We start from the raw sequence: 15,857 nt of genomic DNA, 5'->3' as shown, positions 1-15,857 counted from the left end.
AAGACGGTAGCCACCGGTCATCCGGTGGCGTAAAGAGACCACCGGATCACCGGCCCCGCTTTCCTGTCGATCCCTCTCTGGGTGCGGAGCCTCTTCATGCCTTTCTTCGTCCACCTGCTCGGGCTGGCCGTGTTCGCCATGGGCACGTCCGAGTTCATGCTGTCCGGCCTGGTGCCGGGCGTCGCCCAGGACCTGGGCGTGACCATCCCGGAAGCCGGCCGGCTCACCTCGGCGTTCGCCGTGGGGATGATCGTCGGCGCGCCGCTGATGGCGATCCTGAGCCTGCGCTGGCCGCGGCGGCGCGCGCTGCTGGCGTTCCTGGCGGTCTTCCTGCTCGTGCACGTCCTCGGCGCGGTCACCACGAGCTTCGACGTCCTGCTGCTGACGCGGGTCGTCGGGGCGCTCGCCAACGCCGGGTTCCTGGCTGTCGCGCTGTCGGCGGCCACCGGCCTGGTCGCGCCGGACGCCAAGGGGCGCGCCACCGCTGTCCTGCTCGGCGGGGTCACCGTCGCCTGCGTCGTCGGCGTGCCCGCGGGGGCGCTGCTCGGCCAGATGTGGGGGTGGCGGTCGGCGTTCTGGGCGGTGGCCCTGGTGTCGGCGCCGGCGTTCGCCGCGATACTCAGGTCGGTGCCCGCCTCTCCGGCCGTCGTCTCCCGCGAGGGCGGGGCGCGCCCGGAGCTCGGGGCGCTGCGCGACCGGCGCCTGCTGGTGACGCTGCTGCTCGGCGCGCTGGTGAACGGGGCGACCTTCTGCGCCTACACCTACCTCGCGCCGATCGTCACCGACGTGGCGGGGATGGGTACGGCGTGGGTGCCCGTCGTGCTGGCGCTCTTCGGCCTCGGTTCGTTCGCCGGCGTCACTGTCGCCGGCCGGGTCGCCGACGTACGGCCCGCGCGGCTGCTGGTCCTGGGCGGGGCGGCGCTGCTCGCCGGGTGGGTGGTGTTCGCGCTGACCGCCAGCCCGGTGGCGACGGTCGTGCTCGTCCTCGTCCAGGGGACGCTCGCGTTCGCCGTCGGTTCGACGCTGATCTCCCAGGTGCTCTACGCCGCCACGGGCGCGCCGACGCTGGGCGGCGCGTTCGCCACGGCGGCGTTCAACGTCGGCGCGGCGCTCGGTCCCTGGCTGGGCGGTCTCGTCATCGGCGCGGGCCACGGGTTCCGCTCGCCGCTGTGGGTGAGCGCGCTGCTGGTGGCGCTCGCCCTCACCGTCCTGGTACGGCGTCAGGACGGGATGAACAGCCAGGCCGCCGACTCGCCCGGCTCGTAGGGGGAGTCGAGGCGTTTGGCGACCACGCCGGGCAGGCCCTGGCGGCGTGCCGCCTCAAGGACCGGCCGGGCGTCGCCGGGCCAGGAGGGTGCGGTCTGCCACCGGGGCGTGGACAGGTCGAGCGCCTCCAGGGCCGCCCGGCGGACCTCGTACGGCTCGTCCCGCAACACCCGGCCGTCGTCGTACAGCAGGTCGTAGAAGACCAGCACCTCGGCGCCCGAGAGGGTGGCGAGCTCGCCGTCCAGGAGGGCGGTGCGGCTGCCGAACGACGCCGCGAGCGGCCGCAGCCACGGGTGCTCGCGGGCGGCGGCGGTGCGGCCGCCCTCGATCGGGACCAGGAGGCGGCGCCCGCCCCAGGCGAACTCGTACGCGTACGCGGCGGTGTCGCGCGGCAGGCGGGAGCGGCGCGAAGGGAGCATGGGCGCGACGTCCGGCAGGGGAGCGCGGGACGGGGGATCCATGCGGTGGATCATCCAGTTCTTGCCGTTCGTCTGGAACAGCACGAACCGGCCCTCGGCTCGGGAGCCGTGCAGGACGACCTTGACCTCGCGCTCGGACCATTTCTCGGTCTCGTACGTGCCCTGGTCCCAGATCGTCATGGTGCCGCCGCCGTACTCGCCCTGGGGGATCTCGCCGTGGAAGGTGAGGTACTCCATCGGGTGGTCCTCGGTGTGCACGGCCAGGTGGTTGGTGGCGGGGTCGGACGGCAGGCCCTTGGGGATGGCCCAGGAGGCGAGCACGCCGTCGCGTTCCAGGCGGAGGTCCCAGTGGAGGGAGCGGGCGTGGTGCTCCTGGATGACGAAGGAGTCGCCGCCGCCGGGCGCGGGGGATGCCGGGGGGACGGGTTCGGGGGTACGGCTGGCGTCGCGTTTGCTCCTGTATTGCGTGAGTTTGTCAGCCACACAGCCGTACTACCCGGTTATTCGCGAATGGACGAGCGAACCCCCGCCGGCTTCTGGAAGGATGATCTCTCCCAAGCAATCCCCCCTCCCAAGGACATCAGAATCATGAGGCGTTGGATCCTCCCCGCGGCCGTCGCGCTGGCCGCGGCTCTACCCGCGACCCCCGCCGTGGCCCAGGCCGCCCCCGACCCGGCGCAGGCCGTCAAAGCGCAGCTGCGGCACGAGCGCGGGGTGCGCATCGCCGAGATCTCGCGGACCGTGACCGGCAAGGCGTCCACCAGGACCCGCTACCACAGCGGCATCCAGCTCGCCCCGACCGGCCCGGTCGCCTCGTGGGCCGACGTCGAGGACGCCTCCGACACCCGCAGCCAGGACGGCCTGGGCGCCAAGCCCGGCCAGAAGGCCGCCGTGGGCACGTCCGTCTACACCTCCGGCGAGGCCGTCGCCGACCTGCTGCCCAAGGACAAGCTCTGGATCCGGGTGAAGCAGAGCGGCCACCCCAACCTGGCGCTGGGCACGGCCAGCAAGCAGACGATCAACGTGTTCGACCCGGCCGTGCTCAAGGCGGTGCTGAAGGGCAAGGGTGGCAAGGCGGTCACCGGCGGCCGTCACTACAAGGGCACGATCACGTACGCCAAGTTGTACGAGGCCGCGAAGGGCCACTACGGCAAGCTGTTCGACGGCGCCCCGCGCGGCTCCTTCGCCAAGACCGCGATCTCCTGGAAGCTCTGGACCGACGGCCGGGGCCTGCCCGTGCGGCTCTCGACCACCGAGCGGGCCACGTCCGGCGCGTACCGCACCATCGACACCCGCTACTCCAGCTGGGGCGAGCACCTCATCGTCACCGCCCCGGCCAGGGCCGAGGTCGTCGAGTGGAAGGACCGCAGCCGCCCCGGCACCGCGAACTCCGTGAACGACCTGGTCCTGACGGACGCGTACGCCGGCACCGGCCAGTCGTGAGGCGGTTCGTTCTCGCGGTTGTAACCGCCACGCTGGCCGCCCTGATCACGGCCCCGCCGGCCGCCGCCCGGACCGCCGCCCCCGACCCCGTCCGGGCGCTGCAGAAGCAGCTCAAGGCCGAACGCGGCGTCAAACTGAGCGAGCTGATCAAGGGCGGGATCGAGGACGACCCGGTGCACACCCGGGCCAAGGGCGGCGTCCAGCTCTCCCCGTCCGGCCCCGTCGCCACCTACGTCTCCATGGAGAACGTGACGGGAGAACCAGGCACGTCCGAGATGCTCGGATTCGAGCGGCACCTGTACCTCGGCGGTGAGGGCCTGGCCATGATGCTGCCTCCCGGAAAGCTGTGGGTGAAAACCGAGGCGGTGAAGGGAACCGGTCCTCTGCTACCGACTTTGCCTGTCACCCAGCAGCCGATCAACGTGTTCGACCCGGCCGTGCTGAAGGCGACCTTGAAGGGCGAGCGTCCGCAGCGGGTCTCCGGCGGCTACCTCTATTCCGGCGTCGTGACGTACAAGGAGCTGTACGAGGCCTCGAAGGCCTACTACGGCGCCTCTTTCGACGGCGTTCCGGGGGCCGCGTTCGGCAAGCGGACGGTCGACTATCGGCTCTGGACCGACGGCGCGGGCCTGATCAAGCGTCTGCGGACCTCCAAGAAGACGGGTTGGGTCACCACCGCCGACACCAGATACACCGACTGGGGACATTTCCTGGTGATCACGCCCCCGGCCGAGGACGAGGTGCTCCCCTTCGAAGACCTCAACGACAAGATCACGGAGCCCGGCATGCTCCGAGACGGTCTCCTCGGGCTCCGCTAGTCGAGGGCCTTGCGGAGCCAGGATTCGACGCCCGCCACGTGGACGGTGGCCCAGGCACGGGCCACCTCCCTCTGGCGGGCGGCGATCGCCTCGTAGATCGCGGTGTGCTGCTCGCGGGTCTTGGCCAGCGCGCCCTCCTGGGTGAGGCCGCGCCAGATGCGCGCCCGGGTGGTCGGCCCCGACAGGCTCTCGATGAACGAGCAGAGCACGCTGTTGCCCGACCCGAGCGCGATCCGCTGATGGAACCGCAGGTCGTTGGCGACCAGCTCCTCGATCGTCGGCTCCTCGGGCAGCGACTCCAGGATCACCCGCAGCTCGTCGATGTCGTCGTCCGTCATCAGCTCGGCGGCCATCGCGGTGGCGGCCGGCTCCAGGATGCGGCGTACCTCGAAGAACTGCAGCACCGTGTCGTCGCGGTGCAGGTCGAGGACGAACGACATGGTGTCGAGCAGCAGCCGGGGCTCCAGGCTGGTGACGTAGGTGCCGTCGCCCTGCCGTACGTCCAGGACGTTGATCAGGGCGAGCGCGCGCACCGCCTCGCGCAGCGAGTTGCGTGACAGCCCGAGCCGCTCGGCGAGGTCGGCCTCCTTGGGCAGCCTGTCTCCCGGGGCGACCTCGCCCGAGAGGATCATCTGTTTGATCTTGTCGATGGCCGCGTCGGTGACCGCCACGCTTTTCTCCCTAGACATCGGATGTCTACGATTCTAGGGCTTGGAAACGTACCGGATCGCCCCCCGGCAGGCGGCGGAGCACGCCGCGGACCTCCAGGGTGCGCAGGTGGGCGGCGGCCTCGCCGGCCGCCATGCCTCGCAGCATCGGCGGCAGCTCGGACCAGGGCCGGTTCCAGGTCATCATGGCGGCGGTCTCCCAGATGGTCAGCGGCTCCGCGCGCTCGGCCAGCAGGGCGAGGAGCCGTTCGAGCTTCTCCTCGTGATGGTGACGGATCTGCGCGGCCCGTGCCGCCACATCTGGAAATGTCCATTCATGAGCGGGCAGGGCGCCGAGCTCTCCCAGCTCGCCGACCCTGGTCAGCGACTCCAGGAAGTCGCCCAGCGGATCGACGTCGTCCCGGTCGAAGGGATAGATCCCGATGTGCGGGGTGATGCCGGGCAGGACGTGGTCGCCGGTGAAGAGACGGTCGGCGTCCTCCAGGTGCAGGCAGACATGGCCGGGAGTGTGGCCGGGGGTGTGCACCACCCGCAGCTTCCTGCCGGGCAGGTCGACGAGGTCGCCGTCCCGCAGCCGCCGGTCCGCCGGCGCGGGCGGGTCCTGCCTGCCGTCGGCCGCCGGGCCCTCGGGCAGGTCCTCCGACGGCGCGCCGGCCCGGCGGAGCATGTCGACCTGGAAGGACCCGCGGACGTCCGAGGGGACGCCGTTCATCATGTCCACGATCGCCGCGTCCGCCTCGTGCATGGCGATCCAGGCGCCCGACTCCTCCCTGACCCTCCCGGCCAGCCCGGCGTGGTCCGGGTGGAAGTGGGTCACGACCACCCCGTGCACCGACGCCACGTCGATCCCCGCCGCCGCCAGCCCGTCACGCAGCGCCGCCCACGCCTCCGGGTGGTTCCATCCCGCGTCCACCAGCACCGGCCCGCGCGGGGACTCGATCGCGTACACGAGCGTGTAGCCGAGCGGGTTGCCGGGGATGGGCACGGGCACGCTCCACACCCCGAAGCCGAGGTCCAGCGGGCGCTGCTCGGCGTACGAACGACGGGTCACGCGAGACGCTCGATGATCGTGGCGGTGGCCAGGGCGCCGCCCGCGCACATGGTCACCAGCGCCGTCGAGCCGTCCGACCGTTCCAGCTCGTGCAGCGCCGTGGTGATCAGCCGCGCGCCCGTCGCCCCGACCGGGTGGCCGAGCGCGATCGCGCCGCCGTTGACGTTGACCCGGTCGAGGTCGGGCTCGTGCACCTGCGCCCAGGACAGCGCCACCGACGCGAACGCCTCGTTGACCTCGAACAGGTCGATGTCGCCGATCGTCATCCCGGCCGCCGCCAGCGCCTTCGCGGTCGCGTCCACCGGCCCGTCCAGGTGGTAGTACGGCTCCGCGCCGACGAGCGTCTGGGCCAGGATCCGCGCCCGGGGGCGCAGCCCGTGGCGTGCGGCGGCCTCCCTGCTCATCAGCAGCACGGCGGCGGCGCCGTCGGAGATCTGCGAGGAGGTGCCGGCGGTGTGGAGCCCTTCCTCGCCCAGCACCGGCTTGAGCCGGGCCAGCCCTTCGGCCGTGGTCTCGCGCAGCCCCTGGTCCCTGGTGACGGTCCCGACGGGGACGATCTCGCGCTCGAACCGCCCGTCGGACCACGCCTTCGCGGCCCGCTGCTGGGACCGGGCGCCGAACCAGTCGAGCCGCTCCCGGGTGAGCCCCCGCCGCCGGGCGATCCGCTCAGCGGCCGTGAACTGGTCGGGCAGGTCGATGCTCCAGTCGTCGGGCCGCGGGTTCGCCGGCAGCACGTTGCTGCCGAGCGGCGCCCGGCTCATCACCTCGACGCCGCAGCCCACGCCGACGTCCATCACCCCGGCCGCGATCATGGCCGCCGCGAGGTGCACCGCCTGCTGGGAGGAGCCGCACTGGGCGTCAATGGTGGTCACGCCCGTCCGGTAGGGGAGACCGGCGTAGAGCCAGGCGTGCCTGCCGACGTGGCCGCCCTGCTCGCCCGCCTGCGTCACGCACCCCGCGAACACCTGGTCGACCAGCGCGGGATCGATCCCGGCCCGCTGGATCAGCCCGTTGAGCGCGGTGGCCAGCACCTGCTGCGGTTTCAGCTCGGCCAGCCAGCCGCCGCGCTTGCCGATCGGGGTGCGGACGGCCTCGACGATGACGGGTGTGCGCACAGTCACCTCCAGAACGTTACTCTGGTCGCGACTGTAACTTGTTCTACTTTGATCCGGAAGCCCCGGCGGGCAACGAGGCGGGCAGCCCGAACCGCGCGAACATCCCCGGCTCGAAGAACATCGCGACATGGCTGACCTGCGGCCCGTCGAAGTCGAGCACCTGCAGCGCGAACTCCCGATAGGTGTCGCCCTCGCGCAGATAGAGGGCGAACGCCTCCTGCCCGTTGGCCCGTGCCGGAACCAGCCGCAGATCCTCAGGCGCCTCTGCGGGGCACTGCGCTTGCACGAGCCGGGCGATGTCTTCCGCGCCCTGGTACCACCCGTCGAAGGGGGGCATCTCGAAGACCGCGTCCTTGGTGAACAGCTCGACGATCGCCCCGACGTCGTAGGACTCGAACGCCTCGACGTAGCGGTCGAGCTGCTCGCGCTGGTCCGGAGTGAGCGGCTCCGGCCGGTCGTCGAGGCTCGGCGCGACCTGCTCCAGCTGGGCGCGGGCGCGCTGGAGGACGCTGTTGACCGCCGTGGTGGTGGTGTCGAGCACCTCGGCCACCTCGGCGGCCCGCCACTTGAGCACGTCACGCAGGACCAGCACCGCCCGCTGGCGCGGCGGGAGGTGCTGCAGGGCCGCGACGAGCGCGAGCCGGATGCTCTCGCGGGCGGTGACGATCGCGGCCGGGTCGTCGCCGCCCGCGCCCACCATCCCGTCGGGGACCGGCTCCAGCCACGGCACCTCGTGCCGCTCCACCAGCGGCGCGGTCGGCTCGGACGCCGGCGCGCCCAGCCCGGTCGGCAGCGGCCTGCGCCCGCGGCTGTCGAGCGCGGTCAGGCACTGCGTGGTGGCGATGCGGTAGAGCCAGGTGCGCAGCGACGAGCGGCCCTCGAACCCGTCGTAGTGGCGCCAGGCCCGCAGGTAGGTCTCCTGCACCAGGTCCTCGGCGTCGTGCACCGAGCCCATCATGCGATAACAGTGGGCGAGCAGCTCCCGGCGCATCGGATCGGCCTGCCGGAGGAACTCCTCGTTAGATGGCCTCTCGGTCATACAGTCCTGTATAGACGACGCCACCGACAGATCGCTTACGCGCAGGTCAGGGTCAGTGCGGCACGGTGAGGACGATCTTGCCGGTGGTACGGCCGCTCTCGCCGAGTTCGTGCGCCTTGGCCGCGTCCCGCAGCGGTAGCACGGCGGCCACCTCGGGGCGCAGTCTGCCCGCCTCCATCAGCGCCGCAAGCGCGCGCATGGCGGCGTGGTCCGGCTCGACCAGCATCACCGCCGACCTGACGCCCAGCGCGGCCGCCTCGTCGTGCACGCCCTCGTCCATCACCGACAGGGGCAGCGTGACGATCGTGCCGCCCCGGCGCATGGTGCGCAGCGAGCGCCGCCCGTAGTCGCCGCCGATGCCGTCCAGCACCACGTCCACGTCGCCGACGACCTCGGCGAAGTCGACCTCGCGGTAGTCGACCAGCTCGTCCGCGCCGAGCCCGCGCAGGAACCCATGCTTGGCCGCGCTCGCCGTGCCGATCACGTACGCGCCCCGCGCCTTGGCGATCTGCACCGCGAAGTGGCCCACCCCGCCGGCCGCGGCGTGGACGAGGACCCGCTGCCCGCCCTTGAGCCCCGCCACGTCCACCAGCGCCTGCCACGCGGTCAGCGCGGCGAGCGGGACGGCCGCCGCGTGCACGTGGTCGACGCTGGGCGGCTTGCGGGCGAAGTGACGGGACGGCGCGGTGACGTACTGGGCGTAGGCGCCGTTGCCGTACGGGTAGCGCAGCATGCCGAACACCTCGTCGCCCGGCTCGTACAGGGCCTGGCCGAGGCCGGAGCCCTCCACCACGCCGGAGACGTCGTAGCCGAGCGTGAACGGCGGCTCGCCCAGCAGCCCGCCCGTGGCGCGCGTCTTCCAGTCGGTCGGGTTGACGCCGGTGGCCTCCACCCGCACCAGCACCTCGGTCGGGCCGGGCACCGGCTTGTCGGTTTCCGTCATCTTCAGCACCTCAGGGTCGCCGAGCGTGTCCTGAGTGATCGCAAGCATCCTCATGCGTACCAGCTTGCGCCTTCTGTCCCCGTACGGACGAGAGATCGGGAAGCCGACATCCGCAAAGATCCGGCCAAACGACGCGTCACATCCGCCAGACCTTCAGGCACCGCGCCATGATCCGGAAGGGTATGGCCCGGGCCTCGGTCTGGTCGACGGTGCCGGCGAGGTGCACGTCCAGCTCCGGGCAGTGGAAGAGCCACGTCCCGGTGGACCCCGAATGGCCGACGAGCGTGACGGGCCTGCCGTCCGGCGACATGAACCGGTTGACCTTGAAGAACATGGTGCCCAGCCCGTACTGGAGGACGGGGACGTTGCGCAGCCGGTTGCGCCGCTCGGTGATCAGCTCCAGTGAACGGGCGTCGTCGAAGAGCGCGCCGTCGAGCAGCGCCCGCTGGAAGGCGAGGAGATCGCCGGTGGTGCTGAAAAGGTCGTTGCTGGACTCGATCAGCGAGGGCAGCTCCACGCGACGCCGTCGCGCGTGCAGGGGTGAGGGCGCCGGGGCCTCCGGATCGGGCGGGAGGCGTCCCGGGAGCCAGGTGCGCGTCAGGCCGAGCGGGCGGACGATCCGTTCGGCCAGCAGGTCGGCGAAGGGCTGACCGGTCACCGTCTCCAGGATGCGGATGAGCAGCTGGAAGCCGGTGTCGGAGTAGCGCGCCCGCTGCCGCGTGGCGGTGAGGTCCTGCGGCTCGAAGTGCGGGCGCTGCCCGCGCGTCATCCGGATCACGTCATCGAAGGTCCAGGCCTGGTCACGGCCTGCCGCGAGCTGCTCGAACAGGCTGGGGCCAGGATCGCGCTTCTCGAAGAAGTCGGGCAGCCCCGAGGTGTGGCTCGCGAGGTGGCGCACCGTGATCGCGGGCGTCCGGTCGACCCCCCTGAGCACGTGGAGTCCGGCGATAGTCGCGTCCGGCAGGTAGTCGCTGATCGGCGCCGCCGGCTCCAGCTCGCCGCGCTCGCAGGCCTGGAGCACCAGCGTGACGATGAACCGCTTGGTGACGCTCGCGATGAAGAACGGGGTGCCGGGATCCAGCGGCCGGGGCCGGCGGCGGCGGCCCAGCGCTGTTTCCCGTCGCCGCTGGTGACGGCGAGGTCGGCGTGGTGGATGCCGGACCGCGTGACGAGGCGCCCGAGCAGGTCCGTCAGATCACCCCACAGAGCCTGTACGACCTCATCAAGAATTTCGAGGCAGGCGCGGCGCTCTTCTACAGCGCCAGCTCCGGCAGCATCAAACGCGCGCTGGACATCCTGCTGGCGCAAGGGCACATCGAGGTCGCCAGCGTCGAAGCCGGAGGCCGGGGACGGAAGACGTACCGTGTGACCGACGCCGGCCGCGAGGAGTTCCGCGCGTGGCTGACAGGGGAGCCGGCCGGCCCCGACCTGGAGACCGCGGCGCTGTCCAGGCTCTTCTTCCTCGGCCTGCTGGAGCCGGGCGAACGCGTGCCGGTGCTGCGCCGCATCACCGCGCGCATCGAGACCGACCTCGCCAGGCTCACGGCCCTCGACGAGCGGCTCGACGCCCTGGACATCCTCGAGGAACATCGGGACATCGCCGCATACCAGCGCGCGACGCTCGACTACGGCGTCGCCGCACTCCGGTTCGCGCTCGACTGGTTCAGCCACCGGATCGACAGGGAGGAGTCGCCGGACCGCTGAGACCGCCCCGGCGCGCCCGGCGGGTCAGAGGCCGGCGAGGAGGCGGTCGGCGGCGAGCTCGATGCGGCGCTGGATCTGGTCGTGGGTGCGGCGGCCCCGGAGGATCTCCAGGAGTTCCTGGACCCACACGCTCGCCAGCGAGCCCGCGAGGGCGAGCTGCTCCTCGGTGGCCTGCTCGGGGGTGGTGCCGGTGGAGACGCGCAGCAGGAGGCCGGCCATGCGGTCGCCGAGCGGGATCTCGACGTCGTCGGCGAGGATGAGCGAGCGGATCAGCGCGTCGGCCAGCTCGGGCTCGCGCATGAGCCCTCTGGTGGCCCGCATCAGCACGTCGACCGCGCGTCCCGGCGGGGTGGCCGCGCTCGGCGGGCGCCGCTCGATGCTGCTCTCCAGCAGGTCGATCTCCTCGCCGACGACGGCCACGACGAGGTCCATCTTGGACGGGAAGTAGCGGTAGAGCGTGCCGAGCGCCACGCCTGCCCGCTCGGCGACGGTGCGCATCTGCATGGCCTCGACGCCGCCCCGCGAGGCGAGGGCCGCGGCGGCCTGGACGATGCGCTTGCGGCGTTGGTGCTGGCTGCGCGAGCGGGCGCCCTGGCCGTCGGGAGAGGATCCGCCGGACGTGAGGCCGTCGGGTGTGAGGTCGTGCTCCATGGTCCCCTCAGGGTGGGTGGGGGGTGTGGCGATGGCTCCGCGAGTGGCCGCCTGCGGGGTACGCATAAGAACACGTTATCTGATTTCCCGATGCCCCGGCTTGTTACTCGCCGGTCACAAAGAAGGCCTATCAGTGCATGTCTTCCCCGTTACGGGGATATATCGAGGATTATTCGGATTAATTGGCACTGGACAGATATTGGAATCTGTTCTAGTTTTCGATTCGGTTGACCGAGCGCTTGGTGGAGGGCAGATGGACTTCGGCCTTGACGAGACCCAGGAAGCCCTGCGCGACCTGGCCGCCGGCCTGCTCGCCAAGGAGGCGAGCCAGGAGCGGCTGGAGGCGCACGAACGCGGCGGCGCACCGTACGACGAACGGCTGTGGCAGGCGCTGCGCGAGTCCGGGCTGACCGCGATCTGCGTGCCGGAGCACGCGGGCGGCGCGGGGCTGGGGCCCGTCGAGATGGCGGTGGTGCTGCGCGAGGCCGGCGCGCGGGCCGCGCCGGGCCCGCTGGCCGCCACCCTGGTGAGCACCCTGGCCGCGAGCCGGTACGGCACCCCGGACCAGCAGAAACGGCTGACCGGCGCCGCCGTCTCCACGGTCGCCATCAGGGAGCCGGGCAGGGCCCTGGCCGACCCACCCGCCACCACCGCCGAGCGGAAGGCAGGCGGCTGGGCGCTGACCGGCCGCAAGTGCGGCGTCGCCTACCCTGACGGCGACCTGCTGGTCACCGCGGACGAGGGCCTCTTCCTGGTCCCCACACCCGGCTCCACCCCGACGGCCGAGACCGCCGTCCCGGCGTCCGGCTCCGCCCCGACGGCCGAGACCACCGTCCCGACGTCCGGCTCCGCCCCGACGGCCGAAGCGACTGCCCCGGCGCCCGGGATCGCCGTCCCGGCGTCGGGCTCGGCCTCGGGGGGTGAGGCCGCCGCCGTGGTCGCGGTGTCCGAGTTCGCCTCGACGGGGGAGGTCGTCGCGACCGTCACGTTCGACGCGGCGCCGGCGGAGCGGGTCGCGGGTCCCGAGGCGGTGGCGGGGGTGCGCCACCTCTATACGGCCGCCACGGCCGCGCAGGCGTCCGGGGTGCTGGCCGGGGCGCTGCGGCTGACCACCGAGCACGTCAGGAACCGCAAACAGTTCGGCCGCGCGCTGGCCGAGTTCCAGGCCGTCACCACGCAGGTCGCCGACGTCTACATCGCGGCGCGGGCGCTCGACGTCGCCATGTGGTCCGGGGCCTGGCGGCTGGCCGAAGGGCTGCCCGCCGAGGAGGACCTGGCGCTGGCCGCGTACCACACGAGCGAGGCGGCCCGCGCGCTCTACACCTGCCAGCACCTGCACGGCGGGCTGGGGCTCGACGTGACGTACCCGCTGCACCGCTACTTCGCGCACGCCAAGCACCTGGCGCACCTGCTCGGCGGCGCCGACGCCCAGCTCGACCTGATCGGAGCGCTCGCCTGATGCTCATCGACCTGACCCCAGAACAGCGCCGCCTCCAGGGCGAGCTGCGCGCGTACTTCGCCGCCTGCCTGGCTCCCGAGGAGCGCGCCAAGATCGCCGATGATCCGTTCGGCGAGGCGTATATGGCCCACTGCCGCCGCCTGGGCCGAGACGGCAAGCTCGGCCTCGGCTGGCCGGAGGAGTACGGCGGCGCCGGTCTCGGCCCCATCGAGCAGCAGATCTTCGCCAACGAGATCGCCCGCGCCGGCGTCCCGTACCCGCTCATCTCCGTGCAGACCGTCGCACCGACGATCATGCAGTACGGGACGCGGGAGCAGAAGGAACGGTTCCTGCCGAGCATCCTCGCGGGAGAGTGCCACTTCGCGATCGGCTACACCGAGCCCGAGGCCGGCACCGACCTCGCGTCGCTCCGCACCACGGCCGTGCTGGACGGCGACCACTACGTGGTGAACGGTCAGAAGATCTTCACCAGCGGCGCCCACTACGCCCAGTACATCTGGCTGGCCGCCCGCACCAACCCCGACGCGAAGAAGCACAAGGGCATCACCATGATGATCGCCTCCACGGACGACCCCGGCTTCTCCTGGACGCCGATCACCACCATGGACGGCCGCCACCACACCAACGCCACCTACTACACCGACGTCCGCGTCCCGGTCGACATGGTGGTCGGCGAGGTCGACAAGGGCTGGGACCTGATCGTCAACCAGCTCAACCACGAGCGCGTCACGCTCGGCCCCGCCGGGAACCTCGCCCAGATCCACGACCGCCTCCTGGCCTGGGCCCGCCGCGTCGGGCTGGCCGACCAGCCCGACGTGCGGCGCGTGCTCGGCCGCGTCCGGGCTTTCTCCCGTACGAACGAGCTGCTGAACTGGCAGGTCGCGGCGAACATGGACCTCGGCTGGCTGGGCGCGCCCGACGCCTCCGCCACCAAGATCTACGCCTCCGAACGGATGCAGGATGCGGGACGGCTCGTCGGCGAGATCCTGGCCCGCTACGGCGACCCGGCCGACCCGGAGACGGCCGCGCTGATCGAGGTGACCGACCGGGGCGTCAAGGGTGGCCTGGTGCTCACTTTCGGCGGCGGCGTCAACGAGGTGCAGCGGGAGCTGATCGCCATGCTCGGGCTGAGCCTGCCCAGGCCGCCTCGGTGACGGCGCTGGTCCCGGCTTCGCCCGGGGCCGGTCAGGGCTTGAGGATCATGGGGACCGAGAAGAACACGATCATCGCGATCGCCACGCAGATCAGGAAGCCGATCAGCTCCCATGCCCAGTCGTGGTGACGGTTGCGGCGCTTCTTCTTCTTTCTGTTCTTGGCGGGGGACGGCTTGCGGCCCTTCTGCGCCTGCGGCTTCCGGAGGGCGGGACGCGGCTTCGTCGCCAGCGGATCCGCCTTCTCCCCGCCACCCGCCGTACGAAGCTGTCCGGACTCTCCCGTACGTGACCCATCCGTACGGGAGTCAGCCGGGAGGAAGTCAGAGGTACGGGAGTCGGCCTTGAGGAAGTCGGCCTTGAGGGCGTCAGCCGTGGGGGAGTCGGCGGGGGAGGGCTTCGCCGGCTGAGGGCGGAGGTCCTGGATCGGGGGCGTCTCCGGCTCCGGGGCTGAAGGGGCGGCCGGCATGCGGTAGACCGGCTCCCTTGGCTGGGCGCGCGGGGTGAACAGCGGCCCGGCCTCACGGGCGGGGCCGGGCTGGGCGAGGAAGTCGCCGGTCATGGGAGCCGCCATGTCCGGGAGGCCGCCGACCGCCGGGCTGGTGCCGCCCGGGTCGTCGAGCACGTCGCCGCCGGTCAGAAAACCGGTGGGCGCGGCCATCGGCGGCTCGCCCATACCGGGCTTCGCCCCTCGCGGCGTCGGCCGGCCGGGGGCGAACTGAGCGGGACCGGACGGCTGAGCGGGACCGGACCTGCCGGGGCCCGGCTGAGCAGCGCCGGGCTGAGCGGGACCCTGCTGAGCAGCGCCGGGCTGCGCAGGACCGGGCTGCGCAGGACCGGGCTGAGCAGGACCGGGCTGAGCAGCGCCGGGCTGGGAGGGCCGCCGGGGGCGGAAGGCTTCGAAGGGGGTCGGGCGGGCCTCGAAGGGCTTCAGCGAGGCGGGGTTCCCCCTCAGGCGCTCGAAGGGCGCCGAGGACCCGGGGTTCGAGCGCAGGGCGTCGAAGGGCGCTGAGGACGCCGGGTTCGAGCGCAACGCGTCGAAGGAGGCCGGGGACGCGGGGTTCGAGCGCAGGGCGTCGAAGGGGTTCGCGCGGAGGGCGTCGAAGGAGGCCGGGCCCTCGCGTACGTCGTCGCGGAACTTGGGCATCGGCGTCGTGGTCGCGTCGTGGTCGGGGACGCGCGACGGCGAGGGGGGCCTGAGCAGGTCGCGGGGGAAGAGGACGGTCGTGGTCGCCGGGTCGGCCGTGCCGAGCGGCTGCGGCCAGGCCGGCGGCACGGGCCAGCGCGGCTTGACGAACAGCGGCGCGGGATCGGCGGTGCTGGAGCCGGCCAGGTGGATGCGGAGGGTGCCGGGTGGTTCGGGCCACGGCAGGCGGCCGAAGACGTCGCGCAGCGGCGCGACCGCGAGCGCGCCGTAGACGTCGGCCACCGGCTTGGAGCCGCCCGCCCCCGTCGCGGCCAGCGCCATGTTGAGTATCTGCCGGAACCGGTGGGCGGCGCTGAGCGCCAGCTCCTCGGCCGTGTCGGCCGCCACGTCGAGCACCCAGGCGAGCTCGGCCAGGTCGAGCCCGCAGACGTGGCCGAGCACGAGCACCTCGCGCTGCTGCGGCCGAAGCTCGCGCAGGATGCGCTCGACCAGCGCGGACACGGGGTCGGTCAGCGGATCGACGACCGGCGGCGCGTAGACGACGTCGCGCCGGTGGATCTCCCGGCGGGCGAACGCGTAAAGGGCGGCCCGGGGAGGATCCTCCGGCGCGCTGGTGAGGACGGACTCCAGGACGTCGGCCGCCGAGCCGAGATCGCCGAGCTGGTCGGCGCAGTAGACGAACAGCCCGGCGGCGTGACCGTCGTAGAGCTCGGCGATCTGCTCGCGACGGGAGCGCTGATCGGTGAGCGGGTGTGTCACGTTGACCGGTTCCTCTTAATAGCAAGGGCGGACGCTGAGGGGGAGGGGGTGCGCCGGTGAATCTGGAGGTTGTGGAGGCAATCATGCCAACAATCCCTGGTGGAGCGCACTACCGAAGGGCGAATTACTGGGGAATCGCAGGTCGGTGAAGCGGTTCAGTTCGGACCCGCTAGGACAGAGGGGGATGGATCGCCGTAGTCTGTGGGTTCAAGAGATCATGCGGC

General features: G+C 72.1%; 15 protein-coding genes. 6 read left to right on the top strand and 9 right to left on the bottom strand.

All coding sequences use genetic code 11. The annotated features are described in order from the left end of the window. The first annotated feature begins 96 nt into the window (after window positions 1-96). A complete protein-coding gene (locus tag AB0K05_RS43445; RefSeq protein WP_271277206.1) occupies window positions 97-1,266 on the top strand; it encodes a Cmx/CmrA family chloramphenicol efflux MFS transporter in 1,170 nt (389 codons plus the stop codon). Here AB0K05_RS43445 and AB0K05_RS43440 read toward each other — a convergent pair. Beyond that, the gene (locus AB0K05_RS43440; RefSeq protein ID WP_271277205.1) at window positions 1,221-2,168 is read right to left on the bottom strand and encodes a DNA polymerase ligase N-terminal domain-containing protein; all 948 of its coding nucleotides are present in this window, start codon (window positions 2,166-2,168) and stop codon (window positions 1,221-1,223) included. The two genes, AB0K05_RS43445 and AB0K05_RS43440, sit on opposite strands and share 46 nt — an antisense overlap. 105 nt (window positions 2,169-2,273) lie before the next feature. Here AB0K05_RS43440 and AB0K05_RS43435 point away from each other — a divergent pair, with 105 nt between their 5' ends. Together AB0K05_RS43435 and AB0K05_RS43430 are read left to right on the top strand one after the other, a co-directional pair. Then, window positions 2,274-3,128 carry a hypothetical protein gene (locus AB0K05_RS43435; protein WP_148029409.1) on the top strand — a complete coding sequence of 285 codons (855 nt, stop codon included), beginning with the start codon at window positions 2,274-2,276 and terminating at the stop codon, window positions 3,126-3,128. Next, complete coding sequence (locus AB0K05_RS43430; RefSeq protein ID WP_364237505.1) at window positions 3,125-3,946, top strand: hypothetical protein; 822 nt, start codon at window positions 3,125-3,127, stop codon at window positions 3,944-3,946. Before AB0K05_RS43435 ends, AB0K05_RS43430 begins: the two co-directional genes overlap by 4 nt. On the opposite strand, the gene AB0K05_RS43425 is transcribed toward AB0K05_RS43430, so the two are convergent. The 6 genes from AB0K05_RS43425 to AB0K05_RS43400 all read right to left on the bottom strand — a co-directional run bounded on the left by AB0K05_RS43425 (window position 3,943) and on the right by AB0K05_RS43400 (window position 9,819). Next, window positions 3,943-4,617, bottom strand: a complete 675-nt coding sequence (locus tag AB0K05_RS43425) for a FadR/GntR family transcriptional regulator (protein WP_364237502.1) — start codon at window positions 4,615-4,617, stop codon at window positions 3,943-3,945. The two genes, AB0K05_RS43430 and AB0K05_RS43425, sit on opposite strands and share 4 nt — an antisense overlap. Before the next feature lie 25 nt (window positions 4,618-4,642). Continuing rightward, complete coding sequence (locus AB0K05_RS43420) at window positions 4,643-5,665, bottom strand: MBL fold metallo-hydrolase (protein ID WP_148029412.1); 1,023 nt, start codon at window positions 5,663-5,665, stop codon at window positions 4,643-4,645. Further along, window positions 5,662-6,780, bottom strand: coding sequence for a steroid 3-ketoacyl-CoA thiolase (locus tag AB0K05_RS43415; RefSeq protein ID WP_271277225.1), 1,119 nt, complete (start codon window positions 6,778-6,780; stop codon window positions 5,662-5,664). The genes AB0K05_RS43420 and AB0K05_RS43415 overlap by 4 nt, the downstream gene beginning before the upstream one ends. Window positions 6,781-6,823: 43 nt before the next feature. Continuing rightward, window positions 6,824-7,819, bottom strand: a complete 996-nt coding sequence (locus AB0K05_RS43410; protein WP_271277203.1) for a sigma-70 family RNA polymerase sigma factor — start codon at window positions 7,817-7,819, stop codon at window positions 6,824-6,826. A 52-nt stretch (window positions 7,820-7,871) separates the two neighbouring features. Continuing rightward, window positions 7,872-8,810 (bottom strand): NADP-dependent oxidoreductase, encoded by a 939-nt coding sequence (locus AB0K05_RS43405; RefSeq protein ID WP_271277224.1) that lies wholly within the window; start codon window positions 8,808-8,810, stop codon window positions 7,872-7,874. 88 nt (window positions 8,811-8,898) lie between these two features. Next, window positions 8,899-9,819 carry a serine hydrolase domain-containing protein gene (locus AB0K05_RS43400; RefSeq protein WP_364237552.1) on the bottom strand — a complete coding sequence of 307 codons (921 nt, stop codon included), beginning with the start codon at window positions 9,817-9,819 and terminating at the stop codon, window positions 8,899-8,901. Window positions 9,820-9,911: 92 nt separating this feature from the next. Here AB0K05_RS43400 and AB0K05_RS43395 point away from each other — a divergent pair, with 92 nt between their 5' ends. After that, complete coding sequence (locus tag AB0K05_RS43395; protein ID WP_271277202.1) at window positions 9,912-10,466, top strand: helix-turn-helix transcriptional regulator; 555 nt, start codon at window positions 9,912-9,914, stop codon at window positions 10,464-10,466. Between the two features lie 24 nt (window positions 10,467-10,490). On the opposite strand, the gene AB0K05_RS43390 is transcribed toward AB0K05_RS43395, so the two are convergent. Next, window positions 10,491-11,117: a TetR family transcriptional regulator gene (locus AB0K05_RS43390; protein WP_219551039.1), complete on the bottom strand. Its 627-nt coding sequence runs from the start codon at window positions 11,115-11,117 to the stop codon at window positions 10,491-10,493. A gap of 253 nt (window positions 11,118-11,370) precedes the next feature. On the opposite strand from AB0K05_RS43390, the gene AB0K05_RS43385 reads away from it, so the two are divergent. Both AB0K05_RS43385 and AB0K05_RS43380 read left to right on the top strand, forming a co-directional pair. Next, window positions 11,371-12,576 (top strand): acyl-CoA dehydrogenase family protein, encoded by a 1,206-nt coding sequence (locus tag AB0K05_RS43385; RefSeq protein WP_364237497.1) that lies wholly within the window; start codon window positions 11,371-11,373, stop codon window positions 12,574-12,576. Next, entirely contained in the window at window positions 12,576-13,730 is a 1,155-nt protein-coding gene (locus AB0K05_RS43380) for an acyl-CoA dehydrogenase family protein (RefSeq protein ID WP_271277200.1), read from the top strand. Before AB0K05_RS43385 ends, AB0K05_RS43380 begins: the two co-directional genes overlap by 1 nt. A gap of 31 nt (window positions 13,731-13,761) precedes the next feature. On the opposite strand, the gene AB0K05_RS43375 is transcribed toward AB0K05_RS43380, so the two are convergent. After that, window positions 13,762-15,633, bottom strand: coding sequence for a hypothetical protein (locus AB0K05_RS43375; protein WP_364237495.1), 1,872 nt, complete (start codon window positions 15,631-15,633; stop codon window positions 13,762-13,764). Window positions 15,634-15,857: the final 224 nt, after the last annotated feature.

Origin of the sequence: Nonomuraea sp. NPDC049486, from assembly GCF_040676925.1 — a bacterium.
GTDB lineage: Bacteria > Actinomycetota > Actinomycetes > Streptosporangiales > Streptosporangiaceae > Nonomuraea > Nonomuraea ferruginea.
Note: the sequence above shows the minus strand (reverse complement) of the source record. Positions and strands in the feature narration are given on the sequence as shown.

Coding starts and splice junctions, on each gene's coding strand:
- AB0K05_RS43445 (WP_271277206.1), top strand. CDS start 97: ATGCCTTTCTTCGTCCACCTGCTCGGGCTGGCCGTGTTCGCCATGGGC.
- AB0K05_RS43435 (WP_148029409.1), top strand. CDS start 2,274: ATGAGGCGTTGGATCCTCCCCGCGGCCGTCGCGCTGGCCGCGGCTCTA.
- AB0K05_RS43410 (WP_271277203.1), bottom strand. CDS start 7,819: ATGACCGAGAGGCCATCTAACGAGGAGTTCCTCCGGCAGGCCGATCCG.
- AB0K05_RS43405 (WP_271277224.1), bottom strand. CDS start 8,810: ATGCTTGCGATCACTCAGGACACGCTCGGCGACCCTGAGGTGCTGAAG.
- AB0K05_RS43390 (WP_219551039.1), bottom strand. CDS start 11,117: ATGGAGCACGACCTCACACCCGACGGCCTCACGTCCGGCGGATCCTCT.
- AB0K05_RS43385 (WP_364237497.1), top strand. CDS start 11,371: ATGGACTTCGGCCTTGACGAGACCCAGGAAGCCCTGCGCGACCTGGCC.
- AB0K05_RS43380 (WP_271277200.1), top strand. CDS start 12,576: ATGCTCATCGACCTGACCCCAGAACAGCGCCGCCTCCAGGGCGAGCTG.